The organism is Microcoleus sp. D2_18a_B4, from assembly GCF_036702475.1.
Taxonomy (GTDB): domain Bacteria; phylum Cyanobacteriota; class Cyanobacteriia; order Cyanobacteriales; family Microcoleaceae; genus Microcoleus.
Window position 1 is genome coordinate 30,089 of the sequence record NZ_JAUBTL010000035.1, and the last position, 26,397, is coordinate 56,485.

At 45.3% G+C, this 26,397-nt stretch carries 17 protein-coding genes; 12 read left to right on the forward strand and 5 right to left on the reverse strand.

What is annotated here, in order from left to right:
• Positions 1–161: 161 nt before the first annotated feature.
• From QUB04_RS19705 to QUB04_RS19715, 3 genes are all read left to right on the forward strand, one after another.
• Entirely contained in the window at positions 162–4,424 is a 4,263-nt protein-coding gene (locus QUB04_RS19705) for a PAS domain S-box protein (RefSeq protein WP_333286904.1), read from the forward strand.
• Between the two features lie 202 nt (positions 4,425–4,626).
• On the forward strand, positions 4,627–5,466 hold the full coding sequence (locus QUB04_RS19710) for a DUF1361 domain-containing protein (RefSeq protein ID WP_333203853.1): 840 nt from the start codon (positions 4,627–4,629) through the stop codon (positions 5,464–5,466).
• Between the two features lie 221 nt (positions 5,467–5,687).
• Complete coding sequence (locus QUB04_RS19715; protein WP_333203851.1) at positions 5,688–7,661, forward strand: ABC transporter ATP-binding protein/permease; 1,974 nt, start codon at positions 5,688–5,690, stop codon at positions 7,659–7,661.
• 199 nt (positions 7,662–7,860) lie between these two features.
• Here QUB04_RS19715 and QUB04_RS19720 read toward each other — a convergent pair whose 3' ends face one another.
• Positions 7,861–9,129, reverse strand: coding sequence for a transposase (locus QUB04_RS19720; protein WP_333203849.1), 1,269 nt, complete (start codon positions 9,127–9,129; stop codon positions 7,861–7,863).
• 346 nt (positions 9,130–9,475) lie between these two features.
• Between QUB04_RS19720 and QUB04_RS19725 the strand changes: the two genes are divergently transcribed.
• The gene (locus QUB04_RS19725) at positions 9,476–11,137 is read left to right on the forward strand and encodes an NB-ARC domain-containing protein (protein ID WP_333286906.1); all 1,662 of its coding nucleotides are present in this window, start codon (positions 9,476–9,478) and stop codon (positions 11,135–11,137) included.
• Positions 11,138–11,268: 131 nt separating this feature from the next.
• On the opposite strand, the gene QUB04_RS19730 is transcribed toward QUB04_RS19725, so the two are convergent.
• Positions 11,269–12,999: an NAD(P)H-quinone oxidoreductase subunit 4 gene (locus QUB04_RS19730; RefSeq protein ID WP_333286908.1), complete on the reverse strand. Its 1,731-nt coding sequence runs from the start codon at positions 12,997–12,999 to the stop codon at positions 11,269–11,271.
• Between the two features lie 520 nt (positions 13,000–13,519).
• Entirely contained in the window at positions 13,520–14,449 is a 930-nt protein-coding gene (locus tag QUB04_RS19735; protein ID WP_333286910.1) for an ADP-ribosylglycohydrolase family protein, read from the reverse strand.
• Positions 14,450–14,737: 288 nt separating this feature from the next.
• On the opposite strand from QUB04_RS19735, the gene minC reads away from it, so the two are divergent.
• The 6 genes from minC to QUB04_RS19765 all read left to right on the forward strand — a co-directional run bounded on the left by minC (position 14,738) and on the right by QUB04_RS19765 (position 20,111).
• Complete coding sequence (gene minC / locus QUB04_RS19740) at positions 14,738–15,544, forward strand: septum site-determining protein MinC (protein ID WP_333286912.1); 807 nt, start codon at positions 14,738–14,740, stop codon at positions 15,542–15,544.
• Between the two features lie 192 nt (positions 15,545–15,736).
• Positions 15,737–16,543 (forward strand): septum site-determining protein MinD, encoded by an 807-nt coding sequence (gene minD / locus QUB04_RS19745; protein WP_333103449.1) that lies wholly within the window; start codon positions 15,737–15,739, stop codon positions 16,541–16,543.
• Positions 16,544–16,890: 347 nt separating this feature from the next.
• On the forward strand, positions 16,891–17,298 hold the full coding sequence (minE, locus tag QUB04_RS32560; RefSeq protein WP_445301074.1) for a cell division topological specificity factor MinE: 408 nt from the start codon (positions 16,891–16,893) through the stop codon (positions 17,296–17,298).
• A 622-nt stretch (positions 17,299–17,920) separates the two neighbouring features.
• Entirely contained in the window at positions 17,921–18,496 is a 576-nt protein-coding gene (locus QUB04_RS19755) for a TerD family protein (protein ID WP_333147677.1), read from the forward strand.
• A gap of 150 nt (positions 18,497–18,646) precedes the next feature.
• Positions 18,647–19,249, forward strand: coding sequence for a TerD family protein (locus QUB04_RS19760; RefSeq protein WP_333286914.1), 603 nt, complete (start codon positions 18,647–18,649; stop codon positions 19,247–19,249).
• A gap of 376 nt (positions 19,250–19,625) precedes the next feature.
• Positions 19,626–20,111, forward strand: coding sequence for a zinc-dependent metalloprotease family protein (locus QUB04_RS19765; protein WP_333286916.1), 486 nt, complete (start codon positions 19,626–19,628; stop codon positions 20,109–20,111).
• 31 nt (positions 20,112–20,142) lie between these two features.
• On the opposite strand, the gene QUB04_RS19770 is transcribed toward QUB04_RS19765, so the two are convergent.
• Both QUB04_RS19770 and QUB04_RS19775 read right to left on the reverse strand, forming a co-directional pair.
• Positions 20,143–20,598: a TerB family tellurite resistance protein gene (locus tag QUB04_RS19770; protein WP_190657273.1), complete on the reverse strand. Its 456-nt coding sequence runs from the start codon at positions 20,596–20,598 to the stop codon at positions 20,143–20,145.
• Between the two features lie 218 nt (positions 20,599–20,816).
• Positions 20,817–21,986, reverse strand: coding sequence for a DUF58 domain-containing protein (locus tag QUB04_RS19775; RefSeq protein WP_333286918.1), 1,170 nt, complete (start codon positions 21,984–21,986; stop codon positions 20,817–20,819).
• A 281-nt stretch (positions 21,987–22,267) separates the two neighbouring features.
• Between QUB04_RS19775 and QUB04_RS19780 the strand changes: the two genes are divergently transcribed.
• Together QUB04_RS19780 and QUB04_RS19785 are read left to right on the forward strand one after the other, a co-directional pair.
• A complete protein-coding gene (locus tag QUB04_RS19780; RefSeq protein WP_333286920.1) occupies positions 22,268–23,560 on the forward strand; it encodes a PilT/PilU family type 4a pilus ATPase in 1,293 nt (430 codons plus the stop codon).
• 567 nt (positions 23,561–24,127) lie between these two features.
• The gene (locus QUB04_RS19785; RefSeq protein ID WP_333286922.1) at positions 24,128–25,759 is read left to right on the forward strand and encodes a polysaccharide biosynthesis protein; all 1,632 of its coding nucleotides are present in this window, start codon (positions 24,128–24,130) and stop codon (positions 25,757–25,759) included.
• Positions 25,760–26,397 lie beyond the last annotated feature (638 nt).

Genomic DNA, 26,397 nt, shown 5'->3' on the forward strand with positions numbered 1-26,397 from the left:
GACGTTCGGCGGGCGTCCTCAAACACAACAAACTCGCGCCCGCTTGCGAAAAGCCCGGTATGGCGAAAATCTTGGATTTGGCTAGAGAAATCAAACTAAACTAAATCTATCTAAATATCTAAAAAATATACCTTAACCGCCGGCAGATGGAATACTTGAAGGTGAAAAAATTCCAAATTTCACCGTATTTAGCAGCAATTTCGGCATCAATAGCAATTTGGGTCGGAGTTGGCATTTTAGATCGCTCAGAACAGCGGCGGTTTTTTCACTACAACCGCGCTAGCACCCTCGATCGCCTCAGCACAGTCCGTTCTAAGCTGGAAGGCTCTTTGAATTCCCGCCTGTTTTTGATGCGGGGTTTGGGGGCTTACCTTTCCAACAACCCAAACATCACCGAAGCCGAGTTTACAGCGACGGCGAGAATTCTGGTGGCACAGCAACCGGGCATTCGCGCCATAACTTTAGTTAAAGGCACGAGGGTCGCTTACATTTATCCACGGGAGGGAAATGAAGCGGTGATCGGAGAGGACTTGACGACGCTACCCGAACACCGGCAAATGGTCAAAGAGGTCATCCGAACCAGAAAAACTTTGCTTGCCGGGCCCGTGAAATTATTGGAGGGGGACGAGACGTTCATCAGCCGATCGCCGATTTTTCTCACACCCTCCGGTGCCGAGCCTGAAACAGGAGTTTACTGGGGCTTGACAGGTCTGATCATCGACAAAAATACCCTCATTGAGGAAGCAGGACTCAACGACTCCTCAGCGAAGCTGCAATACGCTCTGCGGGGCAAAGACGGTTCGGGAGCATCCGGCCCTGTGTTTTTCGGTGACGAGTCAATTTTTCAGCACAAGCCCGTGCTGCTGGAAGTGACTTTGCCCAACGGTTCCTGGCAGTTGGCCGCAATTCCGGCGGGGGGATGGCGTGCGAATGCGCCGCTTCGGGGGTGGCTGCTCTTTGGAGGCGGCTTGCTGGCTGTTTTCACCGGGGTGGCGGTCTTTAGCTGGGTGTATGGCCGTGCGAAACTGCGATCGAGCGAAGCTAAGTATCGGCAATTAGTTGAGAATTCTAACAGCATGATTGTGCAGTTAGACAGTGAAGGGAAGATTACTTTTTTTAACGAGTGTGCTGAAACTTTTTTCGGGTATTCAGAAGCAGAAATCATCGGCAAAAGTGCGAGCGGCACAATTATACCGAAAACAGATTTATTTGAAAGTGACCTCGCGACAAAGATTCGAGACTGTTTGGCACAGCCACAAAAATACTTCCAAAACGAAAATGAAAACATCCGCAGCAATGGAGAAAGGGTGTGGATAGCGTGGACAAATAAACCTTTACTAGATGCGAAGGGTAATGTGGCTGGACTGCTTTGTATCGGGACGGATATTAGCGATCGCAAACAAGCTGAAATCGCCCTGCAAGCTTCTGAATCGGAACTTCGAGCTTTGTTCGCTGCCATGAACGACGTAATTTTGGTGCTTGATACGGAGGGACGCTATCTGAAAATTGCGCCGACAAATCCCAGCCTTTTATACAAACCGCCTGCAGAACTTGTCGGCAAACAAATCAGCGAAGTATTCGATCTAGAAATTGCAGATATTTTTCAGGATAAAATTGGCATCGCCCTTGGTACAAATCAGACCTGTACTTTTGAATATAACCTGGAAATTGCCAGCGTACAAACGTGGTTTGCCGCTACCATTTCACCAATGAAAGAAAACAAGGTTCTGTTGGTGGCCCGCGACATTACGGAGCGCAAGCAAGCTGAAAATTGGTTGACGGGTCAAAAACAAATTTTAGAAATGATTGCTAAGGGTGCTTCTCTGGGCGATACTTTAAATACTTTAGTTGAAATTATCGAGCAGCAATCTAGAGATGTCATCGGTTCGATATTGCTTCTAGCTCAAGACGGCAAACATTTACTACACGGAGCCGCGCCCAGTTTGCCCGACAGTTACAATGCTGCTATTCATGGCAGACACATCGGCCCGGATGTAGGCTCCTGCGGCACTGCTGCCTTTACCCGCCAACAAGTGATTGTTACAGATATTGCCAGCGATCCTTTGTGGGAAAATTATCGAGATTTAGCCTTGAGTTTTGGACTGAGAGCTTGCTTGTCTACTCCTATTTTATCATCTCAGGGTAAAGTTTTGGGAACTTTTGGAATGTATTATTCCCAACCGTGCCACCCCCCAATTGTCGATCTGCAATTGATAGAAGCGTCGATGAATTTAGCAAGAATTGCGATCGAACGCAACCAGGCAGAAGAAAGTCTCAAACAGCTTAATCAAGAACTAGAAAATAGAGTCAAACAGAGAAGTGCTCAATTGATGCAAACTGAAGAACGCTGGCAGTTAGCACTCAAAGGCAACAATGACGGCATTTGGGACTGGAACTTGCAAACTGGGGAACTTTTTGTGTCCGATCGCTTTAAGGAAATCACTGGTTACGAAGATAGTGACATTAGCGATTACAATAAGACATGGAATACGAGTTTACATCCCGATGATTTAGCGATTGCTCAGCAACTTCTTCAAGAACACTTGGAGAGAAAAACGCCGCATTACATCACCGAATACCGCTTGTGGTGCTACAACAGCGCTTACAAATGGATATTGAGTCGGGGACAAGCTTTGTGGGACGCATCTGGAAAAGCAGTCCGCATGGTTGGTTCAATTACTGACATTACCGAGCGCAAACAAGCAGAGGAAGCACTGCGGGAAAGCGAGGCAAGATTCCAAAAGCTGTCTGCTAATGTGCCGGGAATCATTTATCAATTTTTGTTGTGTGCCGATGGCTGTTTCAGTTTTCCTTACATAAATGGTGCTTGCCGAGAACTTTTTGAGTTAGATCCAGAAGATGTTCGGAAAAATGCGGCTTTGGTAACAGATTTAATTCATCCCGAAGACCGCCAAAATCATGACGAATCTGTTGCTATTTCTGCCCAGAGTTTGCAAGCTTGGCAGTGGGAAGGACGGATGGTGCTGCCTTCCGGCAACATTCGTTGGTTTCAGATAAATGCGCGTCCTGAAGCTAAGGACAACGGCGATATTCTTTGGGACGGCATCGCCGTTGATGTTACTGATCGCAAACAAGCTGAATTAGAATTGCAAGAAAGCCAGCAGTTTATTCAAAAAGTAGCCGAGGCTACTCCCGGTATTTTGTATCTATACGACTTGGAAGAACAGCGCAATATCTACACTAATACTTCACTGTTCGGGCTTTTGGGATACACCCTTGACGACATTACAGCGATGGATTCGTCACTCATGCCTCAGTTAATCTACCCCGAAGATTTGCCTAAAATTGTGAAACATCACGCGAGCTTTGCAGAAGTTGAAGATGGCGAAACTAGGGAAATTGAGTACCGGGTACAGGGAGCATACGGTCAATTGTTGTGGCTGCAAAGCCGGGATACTATTTTTAGTAGGAATGCGGAGGGTCAGGCTAAGGTAATAATTGGAGTTTCCCAGGATATTACGACTCGCAAACAAGCAGAGGAAGCACTGCGGCAAAGCGAGGAACGAGAAAGAGAAAAAGCCAGAGATTTAGAGTCAGCGCTGCGGTCATTGCGCTCTACTCAAACTCAGCTCATCCAAACTGAAAAAATGTCTTCTTTGGGGCAATTAGTTGCTGGAATTGCTCACGAAATTAATAATCCAGTTAACTTCATTTACGCTAATATTGATTATCTCAACCAGTATACAAAACAGTTGCTCGATCTGGTGAGCCTTTACGCAGGTGAGTATCCCGAACCTAATTCAAAAATTGTCGATCGCATTCAAGAGATTGATTTAGATTTCATGGCTGAGGATTTAAGAAAACTTGTGGGTTCAATGCAGGTAGGAACCGAGCGCATCCGGCAAATTGTGTTGTCCCTCAGAAATTTCTCGCGACTGGACGAATCCGCAATGAAGCCGGTCGATATTCACGAGGGAATTGAAAGCACTTTGTTAATTTTGCAGCACCGCTTGAAGAGTAGGGACTGTCGCCCGGAAATTGAAGTAATTAAGGAGTTTGGAAAACTGCCACCGGTGGAGTGCTATGCGAGCCAACTGAATCAGGTGTTTATGAATATTATTGCTAATGCAATTGATGCTATTGAAGAACGATATCAAAAGTTATCCGTTCGGGAAGCAGATACAAAGAGTGGCCACATTACTATTTCCACTGGTGTCACCCCCCAGAAGACTGTGAGGGTAGAAATTTCGGACAATGGTACGGGCATTCCCGATGGGATAGTCGATCGCATTTTTAACCCGTTTTTTACTACAAAAGCTGTGGGGAAAGGTACGGGGTTGGGAATGTCTATCGCGCACTCGATTGTGGTGGAAAAGCACAAGGGCCAAATTGAGTGTATTTCCTCCATAGGATGCGGAACAACTTTTAAGATTGAGATTCCGATCGACAAAGTGTATAAATAGTAGGGTGCGTCAGTCGATTTGAGATTTGAGATTTGAGATTTGAGATTGACTCCGCAGTGGTAGGATTCGTCAGCAGAGCCTGATTTTCAGGCGCGCAGCGAGGGGCCATAAGCTGACTCACCCTACAATTTAAAGACTAAAATAGACGGAAGCTGCGAATGAAGCGGTGCCGCATCAAACCTTTAATTGTAGAAAAATTGACATGATGGGATTAATCCTGGAAGCCCTGCAAGCAATGGGACACAATGTCCGCTGGATGTCTTGGAATTTGTTTTTGGGTTTAGTACCGCTGGGCCTAAGTTTTTGGCTGTTCCGCAAACCTCGATCGCGCTGGCTGCTGTGGGGTACGGGCTTTCTCCTGGGCGCTACTTTTTTGTCCAGTACGCGCCCTGTTTTAGGCTATCTGAAGCATATTGTGCAAGATGTGGGCAAAACTTACGTTTTGGGGGCGATCGCGATTACGCTGGCACTGATGGCTGTAGACATCTGGGTACTGCGGCAGCGCGGAGTTCGCTCTCTCCGGTGGTGGGGCGGTTTTTTCTGGTTTATCGCATTTTTACCCAATGCGCCCTACGTTTTAACTGATATCATTCACCTGATCCGCCAGATTAAAGAGGGGAACTCGGTGTGGACTGTGACTCTGGCTTTGATCCCGCAGTATCTGGCGTTTATGCTAGCCGGGTTTGGGGCTTACGTGCTGTCGGTGATGAATTTGGGTTACTATTTGAAGCAACAGGGTTTGAGTAGATTTATCCTGGTAACGGAGATAACTATACACGCACTTTCGGCGATCGGCATTTATTTAGGGCGATTTATCCGCTTCAACACTTGGGACATTCTTACTAACCCCGATGCGCTGGTTAACAGTGTAATGAACGATTTGATAGGCAAGCGTCCGGTTTTAGTAATGGCTGTCACTTTTGTAGTAATTGCTGTTTTGTATTGGCTAATGAAACAAGTAATTTTAGGGATTAGCCAACGATTTTACCCCAGTAAATTGCAGTCGGACTTGGCCGGCGATAGCGCAACTTCTTCCAGCTAGAGAGATTTGAGATTTGAGATTAAAGAATTGATTCAACAGATGAATATAAGAGCTTGAACTAAGCTCCCAAATTTTTGGTCTCCACCACTTAACTCGGAAAACAAGTTTCCGTCTGTGGGTGAGACAAATTTTTTCGCGAAACTTCGACATAAATTACTGCTGCAGTTTGTCACAAGACTTGATATGTTAGAACAGTCAAAGTAGTTTTGTAAACAGCAAAGATGAATCGATTTGACCGTCAGTTGTGGCAGAGATTTATTGCGATCGCTCAACCTTACTTTTATCCTTTAGAGCCTGGGGGAGGCAGGGTATTTTTGGGATTAGTGGCGCTGTTGTTGATATTTCTCTTCGCTGCGATGTTTGTGCTCGTCAGCGCTGTATGTTTGGGTACTCAAGTTTTATTTCCCGAATTTGTCAATAGTATTGCAGCCGGCTTAGTTACTTTGTTGAAAGGAATTATTAATTCGCCCGCAATTGCGATCGTGGCTTTAATGTTAATTATTCCTTTCAGTGCTTTTGTCTGGTTCAAAGACAGATTGACTGCACACTGGCAGCCCTGGGCTTTATTGACTTTGCTGCTGTTTTTGTCGCTGTCAGTCAGCGGTATGAATGTAATAATTAGTTACGTCGGTAACTTTTTTAACACAGCACTAGCTAAGAAAGACCAGCTCAATTACTGGAAGTATCTGTTTGTGTATGCAGGGGTTTTTATAGTCGGCACTCCCATTGTGGTAATTTACCGGTATACCGAAGATAAATTGGGTATCTACTGGCGGGAGTGGATGACGAATAAGTTCCTCGATAAGTATTTTCAGAATCGGGCTTATTACGAAATAAATTTACACAAGGAAATCGACAATCCAGACCAGCGAATTTCCGAAGATGTCCGATCTTTTACCCGGACAAGTTTGTCATTTATGCTGCTCATCCTGGGTTCAATAGTTAATATTATATCTTTTACTGGTATCCTGTGGTCTATCTCAAAACAACTTTCGATTTTTCTGATTATCTATGCTATTGTGGGCACGACAGCTACTCTAGTTTTTGGTCAAAGATTAGTACCTCTGAATTTCGAGCAACTTAAAAAAGAAGCAAATTTTCGCTACGGACTGGTTCACATTCGCGACAACGCCGAATCTATTGCTTTTTATGGAGGCGAGGAGCAAGAATCATTTCAAATAAAGCAGCGATTTGTGGAAGTATTTCGCAATTTTAATTTGCTAATTGGTTGGCAGCGGAATTTGGATTATTTCACAACTGGATACGGATATGCTGTGGTGATTATTCCGGCTTTGTTTCTGGCTCCAACTTATTTTGCCGATCAAAGTGGTACAATCGAGTTTGGAGATATCACTCAAGCTGGTTTTGCTTTTAGTCAGGTTTTGCGCGCTTTTTCTGTGATTGTAACTCAGATTGAGCCGCTGAGTTCTTTTGCCGCTAGTATCAATCGTTTGACTGTATTTACAGATACTCTGGAAGCGGAAAAAGCGGTATCTCGTGCCGGAGGAACTGCTATAGATGTAGTAGTAGATTCTCAGTTGACACTGGAGCACGTTACTTTAGATACTCCGCAGCATCAAAAGACTTTAATTAGGGATTTGTCGGTAGCAGTGCAGCCCGGTGAAGGACTGTTAATTGTCGGGCAAAGCGGTGCTGGGAAGAGTTCTTTGCTGCGGGCAATTGCGGGTTTGTGGGATTCGGGAACTGGTCGTTTGGCGCGGCCGGAATTGGGGGAAATGCTGTTTTTGCCACAGCGTCCTTATATGATTTTGGGTAGTTTGCGATCGCAACTTTTGTATCCCAACAGCAGCAGCGAGGTTGATGAGGAAAAATTGCGCCGCGTTTTGGCATCAGTAAACTTAGCAGATTTGCCGGACAGATTGGGCGGTTTTGATGCGGATTTAGATTGGGGTGAGATTTTGTCGCTGGGAGAACAGCAACGTTTAGCTTTTGCTAGATTGTTATTGACGGAACCGAGATACGCTATTTTGGATGAGGCGACAAGTGCTTTGGATTTGAAGAACGAGCAACATTTATACGAGCAGTTGCAAGCCACTAAAACTACGTTTGTGAGTGTCGGCCACCGATTGAGCTTAGTGAAATATCACCAGCAGGTTTTGGAACTTCTGGGCGAGGGGAGTTGGCGGCTGCTTTCGGCCCAAGAATACCGCGCTAGTGCGACAAATTTTGGCTGATACAGCGCTGCTTTCCAAAATTGTGAATTTACGCGCTTGTTGGTTGACGGTGGGTTGTGGGGCGGTTGGATATTTATGGTTTGGTGCTATAAATTAATCGCCGCGCCTCCACTCTACAATAGGTTTTACGGGTAGGGAAATAGCAACAATTAATGCAGATTAACTCCCCGTTTCTCATAGCTGGTAAAAGTATAGTCATTTATTGCATGACATGGGAGGCTTCAAGTCCCTCCCCCTTCCCTTTCACTTTGAGCGGATCGACCCGCCTCGGCTGAACTACGCAGCTCCCTATCCCATTGCTGAACGCATTTGGGATTGCTTTTCTGAGAATGTTATACGCTGCATTCACGTCAGAATTAATTAACCGACCAGTCGATGTTTTGTACAAACCTCGCTTGATTCGTTTACCAGTAAACACAGGCTCTTTTTCTGTTTTCCCGTAGACAGGGATTGAATCTAAACCCAAAAAATTTGCGCGAGATGTGTAAGATTCTTCCTGTACAATTACATCGATTCCTACCAACCGAGCTTTGTATTCCAACATCTCAATTAATCGAGAGTGAGGAATACTAACAAATTTTTGGTTGGTTTGCTTCCCTAAATCTATTTCTGTTTTCCACTGCGCGTTCTTGCCAATTACTAGCGTCCCAATCTGCTTGGTGAGCAAAAGGTTAATAATTAGACGGCTAGCATGATGTAAGTAATTGTCTACTTTCTGATTGCGACAGCGAGTTAAGCGCTGAATTCGGGGTGATATTTTGCGGTTCCCTTTTAACTGGGATTGTAATCGTGATTTTCGCTTGTTGTAGAACTGGTTGAGCGATTTCAATGGTCGCCCGTTAATCAACAAAGGGAGAAATCCCGGTTGATTTGAAGTTAACGCCACTAAATTATCCAGTCCTAAATCCATACTAGCTACAAAATTAGCGTTGCCAAGGGTGGACTCCGGTTCATCATAAATTACCTCAATTACATAGGAATCACATTTCGGAACCAGCCTAATTTGGCAAACCTGGTCGGGATTGACTTGGGTTTTAATTAAAAGTTCTGTACCCGAAAGTTTAATGATTCCTTTCTTCAACTGTTTGCTGCTAATTGCTTGAATCGTGTAGATGAGAAGGTTGCGCCCTTTGACCTTATCTTTGTACTTTGGTAGTTTTGGGCGACCTGTGAATTTGGAATGATCGACTTTGTAAGCTTTAACAGCCTCAAAAAACGATTTCCAGTTCTTGTCTAAAACCATTAAGATTTGCTGACTTACTTTGGCAGGCAAAGCCTTGTAGGCTTCATGAGACTTCATCAAGCGGTTCGTTTCGTTGTAATTAACATAGCCCCACCCATAAATAAAACTCTGACGAATAACGTAATTGGCGGCATTGTAGAGGTTTTTGGACTTGAAAGCTAGTTCGTCAATTTGGGCGAAACGATGTTCCGTGGATTTAATGATGTGCCTCTCTGTTAACTGCATTTGAGATTTCCGTTTTTCAGGCTGTGCGTATTCCTTATTCAACACTTACAACATAATACCATTATTGTTTATAATTGCTTATAAACTCAATGAAGTTTTACAATACCATTTTAGATTAAAGGATTAAAGAATTGGGAATGACTGATTGTGTATTGGTTTGGATCACGGGCCGAGAGTAGCAATTTTTTAAACTGGTATCACAATCGATAATTGGGTATAAATATCTAAAACTGCCCAAACAACAAAAAGCAAGCTGAACGTTGACTGATTCGATTCAATTGCTCGCCTGCGAGAACTCACACAATATAATAGAAGATAGATTTTTAGTATAGACGAGATTCCTACCTTGACTACTCCGATTCCTCAAAACTTTGTGCAAACGATCGCCAAACAGCGCGGTGTCACAGATGCCGAGTTAGAAACTGTGTTTATGGCTCTCGACGGTCAATCTACAGCGACGATCGCCACAAAGCTTGGCATTAGCGACATCGCCGTTCGCAAAAGACTCGGCGAAGTTTACAAAAAGTTTCAGATCGGGGGGAACGGCCCTGGAAAGCTTTCGGAATTGAGGCATCAGTTGCTGTTTTCATACCACATCGATCAGGGAACGAGCGATTTTAGTCGAGGTAAAGGCTCCCTATTGAAGATGGCGCTCGGACACCGACAGGAAGATTGGGGCCAAGCACCGGATGTTTCGGTTTTTTACGGACGGACTGAAGAATTAACTACTTTAAAGCAGTGGATTGTATCAGATAATTGTCGCCTGGTAGCGCTGCTGGGTTTGGCTGGTAGCGGCAAAACAACTCTGTCGGTGCAGTTGGCAAAACAGGTACAGAATGAGTTTGATTTTGTGATTTGGCGATCGCTGCGATCGACACCCGCACCATCCGACTTCCTAGGAAGCTTAATTCAACTTTTTTCTAACCCACAAAAACCCGATGTGCCCATCGATCTCAACAGCAAAATTTCGCGCTTGGTCGAGTATCTGCGGAAACACCGCTGTCTGATAATTTTAGATGATTTTGAAGCGGTTCTCAGACCCGAAGAATTAGCGGGACACTACCGCGAAGGCTACGAAGGATATCAAGATTTAATTGTGCGGCTCTGTGAGGTCAATCACAATAGCTGTTTACTGCTAGTTAGTTCGGAAGAGCCTACGGAACTGGCTTTGCTGGCTGGAGAAAAAGTGCGGTCTTTAAAACCTGCTATTTCCGAGGAAATAGCGCGGGAAATTTTCCAAGAAAAAGGTTTGTCGCCTCAAGAGCAAGAGTTGGAAATCTTGTTATCCCGGTACGGGGGCAATCTGTTAGCATTAAAGATTGTAGCGACAACAATTAACGAGTTTTTTGAGGGGAATGTTTTAAAGCTTTTGGAAGCTACGGCTTTATTTATTGAAGAACATATCAGCAATTTGCTCGCGCAGCAGTTCGATCGAATGTCGAGTTCTGAACAAGAAATTGCCTACTGGATTGCTATTGCTCAAAGCCCGATTTCCCTGGCGACTTTGCGAGAGCAGATGTTGGTCAATTCATCGCTTTCAGATTTGCTGAAAAATCTCGATTCTCTGGGTCGTCGCTCACTGATTGACAAAATTAGTGAGGGCGGGGAAACTGTTTTTATGCTTCAGCCTTTGATCGTGCAATATGTGGCAGACCGATTAGTCGATCAGATTCGAGCGGAGGTTTTGGAGACGGTTAAGACGCAAGGAATAGAAAGAATACGGCTGTTGAAAACTCACAAATTGAGCATCAACATTGCTAAAAGGAAAGGGAATAAAGGCGAGCCAATTAGCTCTATTTTAGAATTAGTAAAAAATCGGCTGCAAGTTTTGTTTGCGAAAACAATAGGCTCTGAAGAACCGCTAAATATCTTGAATAAAGTTGCCTCTGATCTGGAGGATAAATCCATTCTTGAGGTGGGATATGCTAGGGAGAATCTGGCGCAGATTATTTCAGAAATTAAGTGCGATAGCAACCGCCAAGACGGTGAGGACATTCTTAATCGCTGAAACGATTGCTATTACTGCTTCTTCCTTCTTCCTTCTTCCTTCTTCCTTCTTCCTTCTGCTATAAGAAAAAAGCGATCGCCCTTTGACAAAAGCGATCGCCCAATTTTCAACAAAAACAGAATTCGGTAAAATTATTTGACAATGCCAAAAACCGATGCAGATTCAGACCCTGTAATTTTGTCCAAAGCAGGCGATTTTTGAGCTTGGGCAATTTTGGGAACCAAAAGTTGATTCGCATAAATCCGAGGATTTTGTTGAGCAATTTGGATGTAAGATTGGCGGACTTCTGCGTTGACTGCGACAGTCTTGGCATCGTAGACTTGCATGGCCATGTTGGGATAAAAACCAATGCCGACAATCGGTATCAAAAAGCAAAATGCGATCGCCACTTCCCGAGGTTTAGCATCAATAAACGGTGCATCACCCGGCAAAACGCAACTATTACCAAAACAAACCGCTTCATCCAGATTGTTTCTCTGATTCTGCAAATTTAGATCCTCAAGGTCGCAAGCCGCTAGTGTCCCACAGTTGTAAAATAACTGTCGCAGCATCGAGAGCAAATAAATCGGCGTCAAAATCAGTCCTACTGCGGCCAGGAACACTGTCACCGCGCGGAAAGAACCGCTGTACATATCGCTAGTTGCGACGCCCACAAACACTGAGAGTTCGCTAGCAAAACCGCTCATTCCGGGGAGTGCCAAAGATGCCATCGCACCTACGGTAAACAAGGCAAACACTTTCGGCATGACTTTCCCAATCTCGCCCATCTCGTCCATGATCATTGTATGGGTGCGATCGTAAGTAACGCCAGCCAGGAAAAACAATACTGAGGCGATTAAACCGTGGGAAATCATTTGCAACAGCGCCCCGTTGATTCCCAAATCCGTGAAGGAAGCAATACCCAACAACACGAATCCCATGTGAGAAATCGACGAATTCGCTAGGCGGCGCTTCATGTTCGATTGGCCGAAGGAATTCAGCGCGCCGTAGATAATATTGACCACGCCGAGCACCGCCATAATCGGTGCAAAGTAAACGTGTGCTTGGGGAAGAAGTTCCAAATTCAGGCGAATCAGTCCGTATCCGCCCATTTTCAGCAATACGCCGGCCAGAATCATCGACACCGGAGAAGATGCTTCGCCGTGGGCATCAGGTAGCCAAGTGTGGAAGGGGAAAATCGCCAGTTTCACACCGAAGGCAATCAGCAATCCCGCATAAAGGAGTAATTCTAAACTCAGTGGGTAGTCCTTCAAGCCTAGTTCTACCATGTCGAAGGTGGGGGTGCCTCCGCCGTAGAATGCCATTGCTAAGGCAGCTATCAAAATAAAGATGGAAGCGCCTGCGGTGTAAATCAAGAATTTGGTAGCTGCGTAGCGACGGTTTTGTCCGCCCCAAATCGAGATTAGTAGGTACACCGGAATTAGTTCTAGTTCCCAGACGATGAACAGCAGCATGATGTCTTGGGCGACGAAGACTCCTATTTGTGCGGAGTACATCACCAGCATCAGGAAGTAGAAGAGTCGCGGCTTGCGATCGACTTCCCAGGCTGCAAAGATTGATAGCGTCGTCACCAATCCCGCCAACAGTACCAACGGCACAGACAGCCCGTCAACGGAAACAGACCAGTTGAAGCCTAAAGAAGGTATCCAGGGATATTGTTCGACGATTTGGAAAGTAGAGATGCTGGGATCGTAATGAGTCCAAAACACCCAGCACATTAATACAAAATCTGCAATGCCTACGCCTAGGGCATACCAGCGCACGGTTTTGCCGTCTGTATCGGGCACAAAAGGGATGGCGAGGGCAGCTACCAGGGGTAGGATGACAATTGCGGTCAGCCAAGGAAATTGATCCGCTATCATAGTGAGAATAAATACTTAGTTGGAAGTTACCAAAATTATAATACTAAATTTAATTAAAACTTAAGATTTATTCATAAATATTTTTTATATGTAGGGCGTGTCATTAATTAGGTTGGTTGACAAAACAGAATTAACGTGTAGTGAGTAGCGATCGGAGGGTTAAGCCAGCCCAATGACTGAGGCTGCCAGTAGCGCCGTGTCATCGGGTTTTCCTGAAGCTTGAGTGAGCGATCCGAACCCTACGCACATTCGCCAGCTTTTGTCAACTCTTTTAATTGATGACACACCCTAGATCAACGCGAAGACACATATCACGAATTGCTACACACGTCAATTGATTTTCGATTTTTGATTTTTGATTTTCGATTCAGGACTTATGAACAACAAAATATAGCGTTTTGTTGGCGCAATCTGCCTGTGGTTGCGCCTATTCTGGTAGATGGTGGGGTAAATTTATCTATGTTAACTAAAATTGCTAGTTCTTGTAAAAACCAAGAAGATTGAAAACTGATATAAGTATTCAGAGCGATCTAGATAAATAGAAAAGCCGATCGCCAAAAGATGCAATTAAAGTGCGATCGACTAATTGCGAGATCCATTTTTCCGGTATACCTGATTCTCCGTAAAAAGCCCCAGCCAACTGTCCGTAAACCGCACCAGTTGTATCCGCATCGTCGCCCAAATTCACAGCCAACAAACAGCCTTCGGCAAAAGAAGAACTGTTGTAAAATGCCCAAAGTGCCGCCTCCAAAGACTTGACAACATAACCACTACCCTGAATTTCAGGAGGTTGTCGCAATTTAAAAGAACCCGCCGCAATCTCATCAATCTCCGCAACCAGCGGATTTGCCGCCCAATATCCAGCAATCGGACAATATCTTTCCGAAAGCAACACATCTTTAGCAACCCCATTCACAGCCCCCGCAATTAAATTACCAAAATAGCGGCAACCATCCACACAAGTAGCAGCACCGTGAGTAGTTCGAGAACTTACTGCTGATTTCTCTAGGACTTCCAAAGGATTTTTCGCATAAAACAAAGGCACGGGAGCTAAACGCATAATCGAACCATTTCCAGCAGTATGAGCATCGGTAGAACCGCAGAAAGGTTGTCTTTTATCTTCAAATTTTCCAAGTGCTTGTCGAACCGTATTGCCAATATCAAAACATTTGCCTGTACTGCTCAAATGTCCCTCTCGCCACCACCGCACATAAGTTTCTAACTGATGGACAGGATCGAAACCTTGTTTCTCAATCAAACTTTCAGCTAAACAAAGTGCCATCGAAGTATCGTCCGTCCACTCGCCCGGTTGCAGTCGAAACGGGCCACCGCCAACCATATCGTTAATAGGCGCAAACGTTCCGGGGCGATGGAACTCTAAAGTTGTTCCGAGAGCATCGCCAACTGCTAAACCGAGAAGACTGCCGCGATAACGTTCTATTTGCTGCATATAGTAATGGGGAATGGGGAATTGGTAATGGGGAATTGGTAATGAGTAATTCAGGATTTATGCACCGATAGAAGAAACCGGGTTTTTTACCGAATCTGCCGGTTGCCACGAAGTATTTTTGTAAAAAAACCCGGTTTCTCGACCCCCATGCGTAAGTCCTATAATTGTCTAAAGTGCGCGCGGAGTGCCCGGCTAATGACTAATGACTAATGACTAATGACTAATGACTAATGACCACTCAGGCTAATATTGATGTTAACCTGTCCCTACCTGAACTCAGACCTGTCCATGACACCCGATGCCACCGCCGGAGCCACTTCCGCCCCTGCCACTCAATCAACACCCGAAGTCAGCTTGGAGCTGCAAGTCCGACTCAAAACCGAAGATGGACAGCTACTGTTGCTACTCCCCCCAGAAACCAATAGCGAACCCGCAACAGCCTCCGCCTCGACTTGGACTGAACTTTGGCAGCAGCTAAAAGTCAGACTGAATGCAGGAGAACGCTTTTGGCAGGCAAATGCCGAAGTACAATTGATGGCGAACGATCGACTTTTAGATATCCGCCAACTGCAAGAAATCGCCGATGCCCTCTCCGAAGTGGAACTGCAACTCAAACGAGTCCACACCAGTCGCCGCCAAACCGCCGTTGCCGCAGCTACAGCAGGCTATTGTGTAGAACAGCAGCCTCCGGTTTCTTCCCTCAATAAAGCCACTGCCGAAAAACCGCAATCGCTGGCGGAACCTTTATATTTGCAGATGACAGTGCGATCGGGCGTAGAAATTCGCCATCCAGGCACCGTCGTAGTTTTGGGAGACGTAAATCCCGGCGGCTCAGTCATCGCCGGAGGCGATATCCTAGTTTGGGGCCGTTTGCGGGGAGTCGTGCACGCCGGTGCCGGTGGCAATACCAAAAGCGTGATTATGACCTTGCAGATGGAACCGATGGTGATTAGGATTGCTAAGTATGTTGCCAGAGGCCCAGAAACCTCACCCGCTCAGTTTTTCCCGGAAGTCGCCTATGTGACTCCTCAAGGGATTCGGATCGGTAGAGCCTCTGATTTTGACAAATCGCAGTTAGTCGGGGGTAATGGTTAGTTGACAGTTGACAGTTGATAGTTGACAGTTGACAGTTGACAGTTGACAGTTGACAGTTGGCAGTTGACAGTTGACAGTTGTTAGTTGGCATTTGTTAGTTGTTACCAATTAGCAATTAGCAATTACCAATTAGCAATTAGCAATTACCAATTACCAATTACCAATTAGCAATAACTAATCTAAAAATCGCTTATGGCTCGCATTATTGTTGTTACATCAGGGAAGGGCGGGGTAGGAAAAACCACCTCCACAGCCAATCTCGGCATGGCTTTAGCTAAGCGGGGACGCAACGTTGCTGTAATTGATGCCGATTTCGGTCTCAGAAATTTGGACTTGCTGCTGGGCTTAGAAAATCGGATTGTTTACACGGCATTAGAAGTTCTCGCTGGAGAGTGCCGATTAGAGCAAGCTTTGGTGAAAGATAAGCGGCAGCCGCGCTTGGTGCTGTTGCCGGCTGCCCAAACTCGGATGAAAGATGCCATCAGCGCCGAGCAGATGAAGCAGCTTGTGGGGATGTTGGGACCAAAATATGACTATATTTTGATCGACTCTCCTGCTGGAATTGAACAAGGCTTTCAAAATGCGATCGCCCCGGCTCAAGAAGGCATCATTGTCACCACTCCCGAAATCGCTGCTGTCCGCGATGCCGATCGAGTCATCGGGCTGCTGGAAGCCAACAACGTCAAGAAAATCAACCTGATCGTCAACCGGATCAGACCCGCAATGGTGCTGGCAAATGATATGATGTCGGTGCAAGACGTGCGGGAAATCCTCGCCATTTCGCTGTTAGGCGTCGTTCCCGACGACGAGCGCGTCATCGTTTCCACCAACCGAGGCGAACCATTAGTATTGTCGGAAACGGCCTCTTTAGCTGGAACAGCCTTCGACAATATTGCCCGCCGCTTAGAAGGCGAAAAAGTTGAATTTCTCGATCTAAATCCCCGTCCCGAAAACTTCTTTACTCGCCTCCGCAAGTTCTTAAATACTAAAATTATGTGATGTGGTTATTGGCGATCGATCTTTAACAGCAGCGACCGCATCACAAAAACTAGCCCAAATTTTCCCCCAGTGACACCAGTTCCCAAAAAGAATGAAAATGTAGACCAGCTTCAAACCTGACGGGAATCACTGATTCCCCCATCGAAAATCGAAAATCGAAAATCGACCGCATCACAAAAACTAGCCCAAATTTTCCCCCAGTGACACCAGTTCCCAAAAAGAATGAAACTGTAGACCAGCTCCCAACCTGACGGGAATCACTGATTCCCCCATCGAAAATCGAAAATCGAAAATCGAAAATGGTATGACCTTTTCTATGCCTAACCCTTGACAAACCAGCCCGACCCATGATACACACACTTCTCGAACGACTTTTCCCGCGCACCCCTGACAACAGCCGCGACGAGGTAAAACGGCGCCTCAAACTGGTTCTAGCCCACGATCGCTCAGAACTCAGCCCAGAAATGGTTGAGTCGATGCGCCGAGAAATTCTAGAGGTGGTATCTCGCTACGTGGAAATCGATACCACCGGGTCTGAGTTCTCGCTGGAGAGCGACCAGCGGGCCACAGCACTAATTGCAAATCTCCCGATCCGGCGAGTCAGACTCGAACATCCACCGAGGAATTTGCCCGATAATTTGCCCGATAATTTGCCCGATAATTTGCCCGATAATTTGCCCCCGAATCGGCCAGAGAATCGACCCGAATATGTACCGGAGTATGTAGTCGAAATTCTCCCCGACACTACGGAGTGATAGGGATTGAGCTTTTATTGTCAGGCAAAGAGTTCGATTCGAGCCGATCGGCATTTAAATTAAACTATAGCAACCGCTTTCGTCGGTTAGAAAATAGACTAAAATTAGTGGCCAGTTTTGCAGAGCGATCGCGCAGACTTTGGGGCCCCAACTGTACATTTATACGTCTTTCATCAGGTCATCCGAGCGATCGAGTTAAATGGCATAAAGAAAATCGAAGTTGCTCCAGAGTTTGGAATCCGTCGCAACACCATCGACGCCACAAGTCGATGGTATTGCAACACAGGAGGCTTTCCAGCGGAGGGCCTTGTGGAAACGGCCTGGTAATGGTCACTTGCATCACAAAACACGGCGAAGTTCCGAGAGTTTGTCAAAATACACAAGCACAATAACCCAAGCTGAGATTACACAACTGTGGGAGGCAGGGCATGATTGCTTTGTACTCAGACAAAAAAAAAATTAAGAGTTGTAACCCCTATTGACATCGGCACAGTTAGCTAATATTCTTATTATTTAAGATTTAAAATTCTCCAACTATTTCCAGCAAAAACTTAATAAAGTTTTCCAGTCCGCGCCTCCCTCCATAACCACTTCTAATTCTAATAAAGAGGAAGATTGAATCATGGCAGTATCTCTGAACAAAGGACAACGGGTATCGCTTGAGAAAATTTCACCCGGTCTCTCAGAAGTATTCATAGGACTGGGATGGGACGTTAAAGCTACAGACACGGGCTCTGACTTTGACCTAGACTCATCATTGTTCCTTTTAGGTGCTAACGAAAAATTAATTTCTGACAACCACTTCATTTTTTACAACAATCTCACAAGTCCAGATCCCGACAAATCAGTGCAGCACCTGGGAGATAATCTCACGGGGGCCGGCGAGGGGGATGATGAAGTTATCAAAATCAACCTCAAAAAAGTGCCTAATGATGTCCAAAAAATTCTTGTAACTGTAACCATCCATGAAGCACAGCAACGCCGTCAAAATTTTGGTCAGGTGCAAAATGCCTTCGTGCGGATCGTTAATGCCCAAACACAACAGGAAGCTGTTCGCTATGACTTGGTAGAAGATTATTCCATAGAGACAGCACTGATCATGGCTGAACTCTACCGGAAAGACGGCGAGTGGCGTCTCAATGCAGTGGGATCAGGTTATCAAGGTGGTTTGCAAGCATTACTCGATCGCTATAGCTAATATCATTTCCGTTTAATTTGGAATTATATCCGATCGACTTCCGTAGGGGCGGGTTCACCGACAATATTTGGCTAAAACCAACAATCTCATAAACCCGCCCCGTCCATACAATTCCGATACAACCGGATTTGATATAAAAAGGTAAAACACATGGGAATTAACCTACAAAAAGGACAGCGCATCTCGCTTTCCAAAGAAGCGCCAGGGCTAACAAAACTGATGTGCGGATTAGGGTGGGATGTGGCGAAACGCTCCGGTGGAGGTTTGTTTGGGGCTTTTAGCAGTGCTCCAGATTATGACTTGGATGCCTCAGTGATTTGTTTAGATCAAAATGGCAAAGTGAATAATAATGCCAACATCATTTATTTTAGCAATCTCTCCCACCGTTCAGGAGCTATTACGCATCTAGGTGATAATCGCACAGGGGCGGGAGACGGGGATGACGAGCAAATACTCATCGATTTATCTCGGATGCCTTCGGAAATTGTAAAACTGGTTTTCACAGTTAACATTTACGATTGCACGGCACGTAAGCAAGACTTCGGACAAGTTCAAAATGCGTTTGTGCGTTTGGTTAATACGTCTAATAATCAAGAACTCGCAAAATATAACCTATCAGGTTCTGAATACAAAGGCATGACGGGGATGCTGATGGCAGAAATCTACAAGCATAATGATGAGTGGAAAATGGCAGCCATCGGTAACGGTGTTAAGGTTAATGGGTTACAGGAACTTGTGAAAACCTATGCTTAACAACTCCTTCGGTACATAGATGCTCCTTACTTCCTAGAATCAGAAGTGGACTACAACGATGAATACCCTTTGTTTTGTTTAAATACCTGAAGTAATCAGCGTAATTTACATGAGATGAAAAATACGTTATGTTACGAGAAAAAATTCCTACACTCAGTCAATGTCGCTGTACGATCGCCTAGACTTAACCAAACACAATCGCAAGCTAAAACTCCCCCTCTCTCAACGGCTAAACCTGACTAGAACCCCCAAACTCCGCTGTCACGGCTGTCGTTCCCGTATCCAGCCTCAGTGGGAGTTTTGCCCTTCCTGTGGAAGAGTTCTAATTGATAAGGATAGCGATTTTCGCCGTTGTATTTGGGTAGATGTATCAGGAATGGATGTCGCACCCGAAAATAAAGAAGCGATCTTTTCCCTACTGATGGACGCTTTCTCCAAACTCTACGGCGCATTTAGAAGCGTCAAGGTATTTTTGACCTCCGATACCCCCGATCCCAAAGAGTGGGGCGAAGATTTTACCCATGTTTATATATTCGTTGATAGCCAGCCGGTTGACTATCTCGGCGTGGCTAGCTTCAAATCGGGAATGGTTACAGATCGGGCGATTATTCGGATTGATCAAGTATTCTATGCTTCTTACAATGCCAGCCTTAGTCTCAATCAACTATCTAACTTAATTGCAAATACCATTGCCCATGAAATAGGACATACACTAGGACTCGATCATTCTGCACTTCCGACCGATGTCATGCACAATGGACTCCTTCATACTGTTCATAGCTTAATGCCTCCCTCATTTCACGCAGAGCAAATAAACTCAATGAACAATGCTATTCGCAGATATAAAGCCTTGAATAATTGATTGGCTAGAACCAACCATAAAATAGCTGAATTTAGAGATCGAATTCCCCAGGATTAATGCCCACAGCATGGCAAGCTTCTTTGACAACCTTCTTTTCATCTTTGTCAAAATTACCATCCGCACCACCGATAATAATGCCAATTTGGATAACTGCACGACCTTGGTCTAGTTTTTTATTAAGTTTCCCTATCGCTTGGATAGCCTCAATTTTACCAAAATCGAAGTCTTGTGATAGCTTCTCACAATAAAAATCAAATTTTTGCTTCAACTCCGACGCCGGAAAAATTTGGAGTGTTTTATTGGAAATTATTAGAGCAGCCGTTTTTTGTCTTTCCTCGGTATTGATAGTGCCATCAGCAGCAGCAATCAATGCACATATTGCCATTGAGGCATCAGCAAAATCATTGTTTTTAAACTTGGAAATATTGGTTTGCAGAGAATCATTGATTTGTGATACGTTCTGCTTTAATTTCTCCCAGAAAGTCATTTTTTCTCCTGTTTGGTGAATGAGATATGATGTTTATGACCGGAGTCACAGTAATCTAAGCTGCTCTTAACTTGCCAAGCAATTGCCAGGCCATGTAAGATCCTTAAGTTGATGAATTACACTCCTGTAGTGTATCATGGTTCTTTAGTTTTTAGATTAATCAAGTCTATCTTCATAACTAATCGCTCTTTCACAGGTTTTTTCGTGGTCTATCTTACTTAATAATTAATCGCTCTTTCCAGAGTATCTTGTAACTGAAGTTCTAACGGTCGGTCAGAGCGAATTTTCAAACCCGGTAAATCGTGTTTGACTAAAGTTTTGTCGCCTGTTTCAGCAGTTGCCGACGGCCAGAGCACCCAGCGGCTGCCCGGGGAAAGAGTGCTTAAAGTTGCAGAGTTTTGAGTCAGCCAAATTATCGGCAGTTTCGACCGATTATCGATCGCATCTTCCCCAGCATTAACCGCCGCTAAAGTTTCCAAAACTACCCGGTTCCCCGATACGAGTCCAGTCCCGGCAGTCCAAAGTTTGACGTTTAACAGGCGCTTGCTAGCATAGAAGTAAAGAGACGCAGCTACTGTCACGGCTCGTTCAAATTCTTCTGGCTGCCACGCCGCAGCGCTGTCGAGAGCAATAATAATTTCTTGACCGCCGGCTGCAACTTCTAACTCTCTCACCCGCAGTTCTCCGTAGCGGGCGCTGGTGCGCCAGTGAATCAGGCGGGTGGGGTCTCCGTGGCGGTAAGGTCTCAGGTTGCGGGTGAGGCCTTCGGTAGCAGTTTGCGATCGACTGCGATTGTAAAATTGCGGGCTGTCTTCTTGACCGATGCGATCGATCAAAGGACAAGTGCTCAACGGCAAAACTTGTGGATACACAACCGCCACCGCTTTGACTGGGCGGCTGCGTCGGCACCAAAACAACCCTAAAGGTGCCGCCGTCCTCAAGTTTACCTCTTGCCACCGATAGACGCCGCGCTGCCGGATTTCCAGATAGTATGTATCCCTGTATATACTGTTAGGCTCTATAACTTCGATCGGGCGGATAACCGGTTCTCCCAATACAAACGGCAAGATGTCTATCACTTGCAACAGAGTCTTAGGTTGGCGGGCGCGATTTTCGATTTCTAGTTCAACGGTGATTTGATCGCCCGCACTCACCGGTTCGATCGGGCGGCGACGGACTTCCAGCGAACGGAGCGATTTTCCCGGCAAAACCGCCGCTACTCCCAACAGCGCCAAACCCCCACCGCTGAGCACGTACAGCCACCCAGACATTGTATTAGTCGCTGACCCAAAAAAGAAAACCGTCATCCCCGACAGCAGCCAACCCGCGTAGGCAGGGGTAACAGCGCGATTTTCGAGCCAGTCGGCGATTTTGTGACCGATGTTCATAGGAGTTGAAATTGTTAATTACTCGATCGCCCCATCCAGCCTAATTGTAAAATATTCTCAGCATTTAACACCGAATTAGCTGCGAGCGATAAAATTAGAAATCGGGCATTTTTTCGCAATAAATCTACATTGACCCCCCAAAAAACGGATACAAGCCCCCGACACTCAGTCAGGGTCGATCCCCAAATTTTAGACTCTAGTTCCTGCTCCCAGATTAATCTGTGGAGTAAATCTAAAATCTAAAATCTAAAATCTAAAATAGACTGACTGGAGACCAAAAAATGAACCCATTAAACAATCCTACACCCCTTCAACCAGAGGCTCAAGGCCGCCGACGAACACCGCCCCCGCCCCCGCCCTTGGCTGCAACTCCCGCGCCGCCTCCACCTGCGCCGAGTGCGCCCCCCGCAGCCCAGCAGCAGCAGCAGCAGCGGCCTGTCGAGACACCCGTCAGTACGATCGAACAAATGGTCAGAGATGCCCATGCAGCGAGCGCTTCCGACATTCACATCCGAGTCGGCCAAGTACCTCGATTTCGGATTCGGGGCGTGATGCAAGTAGCAACTAACCACCCCAAAGTAACCCCAGAAATTTTTGAACATTACCTAGCCGAAATTCTCACCCCCGAACAGCGAAAACAATTTGCAACTACCAAGGAATTAGACTCAGCAATTTTTTACCCTGGCTTCGTGCGGTGTCGGCTAAACTGTTTTGATTCTCTCAGCGGCGGTGCCCTAGTATTGCGGTTGATTAGTTTGGAAATACCTACTATCGATTCCTTGAGGTTGCCAGAAGTTTTCAAAAATATCATTTTGCGATCGCAGGGATTAATATTGGTTACAGGGCCGACTGGTTCGGGGAAATCGACAACCGTAGCTGCGATGATCGACCACCTCAACCAGATGGAGCAAAAGCACGTAGTTACAATTGAAGACCCGATCGAATTCATTCACCCTTCTAAAAAATGCTTGGTCAGCCAGCGGGAAGTCGGCTTGCATACCCACGAGTTTCAGCAGGCTTTGCGCGCTGTTTTGCGGGAAGATCCAGATGTAATTCTGATCGGGGAAATGCGCGATCGCGTTACCATCAATACAGCGTTGCAAGCCGCTCAAACTGGTCACTTAGTATTGGGAACTCTCCACACTCGCAGCGCCATTAACGCTATTAATCGGTTGTTGAACCTCTACCCGCCCGAAGAACAACAGGCGATGCGGATTCAAATTTGCGATTCTTTAGTAGCGGTAATTGCCCAACTTTTGCTGCCAACTGTTGACAACCGTCGAGTAGCAGTTCACGATATTTTGGTGAATACACCTGCCATGCACGATTACTTGATGAAAGGTGCTGATGATGAAGCTTTCCGATTAATGGAGCATGATACTTACGAAGGAATGCAGATTATCAACCAGGGTCTTTACAAACTCGTGCTTGAGGGCAGAGTCACGATCGAAGAAGCAGCCAAAACTTCTCCCGAAGCCAGCGATTTAGACCGTCGCTTGCGAACAGGAGGCTACGATGTTGGGGACGCTCGTGGCTTTGAGGGCAGCAAAAAAGAACGCACCGTTCGCGCCTAGTAGCAGCACACATACAGGGGTAGGCACTGCAGGACTACCCCACCCATCAAATAACAAGATTTTCCGCACACGGAAATATTCGGTTAAAGCTTTTGTGCGTATTTTTACTTAAAGTTTAACTTTATTTAGTAACAATAAATACATTTTAATAAAAAAGTAAAATGCTAGAATCAGTGTCGAGTTTATTGTTAAGTTTTTTAAACGTAGACCTTACTTTACATAAACTTTAAAATTGCGTGAAAACTCGCAGGTGATTGCAAAGAAATAGTAAAGATATGTTCTGAGTATTGCCAACACTCAACCATTTAAGTATATAGTTGTAGTGACCAATTTTGGACAGAGAACATTCCGACTTTGCCGATATTTGCCGATCGCAAAAGTAAGCAGGTTAAAAAAGCGCTTAATAAAACTACAAGCAGAGCCGAGGGCGTGTCTTTCCGATCAAGTAGCTTTCCGTCGAAAAAATCCTAAAACTAAGCAGACTATTAAAGATTCTGTCCCTCTAAAATTTGTTTAACAACGCGCTTATCAGCAACCGTATTTCTAGAATTTAAAGGAGCAAAAAAAGTGAAGAGTGCATTTAACCAAAGAGAATTGTTTGAAGGTGCCAGCAAAGCGGAAATAATTGAGCGCATCCAGCAGCTAGTTCCGCCCGGTTCCCCGGAACCGCAAGATCCTGAAATCCTCGCAGCCTTACAAACTCTCACCGCACAGCTAATCGCAGCCTATCAAGCCGACGGACAATTAGAAAGCGAACCTTTTAGCGACGTGCGCGATCGCACTATTCACCTATACGCATCCGCAGTCAGCAGCCAAATCAACGGAAAAACCATCCTCATCACCGGTGGAGAAGGATGTGTCGGTCGTTTCTTAATCGAAAAACTCCTCGAATTAGGCGCAACTAAAATCATTTCCGCAGACAACGCCCGATGTCACAACCCCGAAGAAAATCTACCGCTTTTTACCAGAGAAGGTGCTGTAACTTTCTATGCCGCCGACATTCGCAACCTCGACGCGCTCAAACACATATTTGAGGTAGAAAAACCAGAAATTGTTTTTCACCTAGCAGCCCAACGCCAACCCGGACTAGCTGAAATCAAAATCCGAGAAACAGTTACAACCAGCCTGTTAGGATGTAAACACATCATCCAACTCTGCGAAGAATACGGCGTAGAACACTGCATCTTCTCTTCCACAGGCAAAACATCTCGATATTTTACAACCGAAGTTTACGCCGCCTCGAAAAAGTTTGCCGAATGGCAATTTGCCAAAGCAGCTCAAGAAGGAGATGTGACTTACGGGATGGTTCGCTTTACTCATATGTTGGAAAATAGCTTGTTCTGCGAGCAAATGTCCAAAAAAGTAGAGCAAGGTAAAACTGTCAACGTTCACGCTCCCCACCGCTACGTAACTGCTCAAAATCTTTTTGAAGCCGTACATTTATTGCTGAATTCTCTGGTTGTGTCCGTTCCCGGAAAACTGAAATTTGTTGCCGTAAGTAATCTCGGTTGGCCGACAGAAACTTTGGAAGTAGCTCTTTATAAAATTCTTGAATCAGGCAAAAATCTGCCGATTTATTTTCAAGGACTTTTACCGGGATACGAAGAACCCTTTTTCCTTGGACAATTTGACTGGAAAAAGCCTACTGACATTCACCTGCTAATTAATGTGTTGGAAGATCCTTTTAGAAGTGTGAACGATACTGGCGACATGGTGACTGTAGAATTAGCTCCTTTTTCTTTGGGCGTGTTAGATAAACAAGTGTCGAAGCTGGAAAGCTTAATCATCGATCCAGATTTCCCCGAAGTGCAAATCAAGCACGCTCTTGTCGCAGCGGAAAAAGAAGTGATTGCTTCCTCTTTTGCGTGGAGTGCCCCTGAAGACTTGTTGAAGATTTTGCAGTGGGGAATCAATCCGAAGAAATTGCAAGGTTACGGAACGGAAATCGCTGACTATAGCGAGATTATCGAACTCCTCCTGCAAGGAATCTGCGGGCGGCTTAACCAAGAAGTCTTGCACAGTGCTGGAGTTACGGCAGATGAGTTTGATGACTTAGTTGAGAGTCTTTCTACGCTGGATTTGATTCAAGCAGAAGTGGGATATTTGCGCTCTGTTTCGAGATATCTCAGAGAATTTGCACCCCCCGCACAGTTCACCAGCAAAAAATCTGAACCTGTTGCTATCCCCGATGCAGCGTAGCTTGAACTTAGTTTTGAGTTGGGAGATTCCTTCCTGAGTGCCCACCCACAGGAGATGGATGAGTTATATCAATTCCGGTTGCACGAGCGAAATGGTTTTTGACAGTTGACAGTTGATTGTTGACAGTTGACAGTTGACAGTTGACAGTTGACAGTTGACAGTTGACAGTTGACAGTTGATTGTTGACAGTTGACAGTTGACAGTTGACAGTTGACTCGGTGTCGAAAAACTGAATGGTTGAGTGTTAACTTTTGACTCGATTTTATTATTCCGATGCAACCGGATTTGATGTTAAACATCGACTAAGTATTTAGTTGATTAAAAATAGAACACCCAGAAACCTGGTTTCTTTTAGAAACCGGGTTTCTCCAGTCTGGGCTTGTTTGATGTTTAATTAAATTGAGTGACTTAACATTGTCAGAATTGACATGATATGATATTATTTGCGATCGCACAACCGCCATCAAATTAATTTTTAGTGAGGATGCTAGTCCTAGTAGTTTTAGGAGGACTTAAGTTCTCACAACAAATGTGAGAAGGGTGATTTTTTGCGGGCATGATATGATGATACTTTAGATAGCGTGGCGCAGTGAGTTAACAAAGGTGCAATAAGATTAAATAAACTCAATGAACGCAAG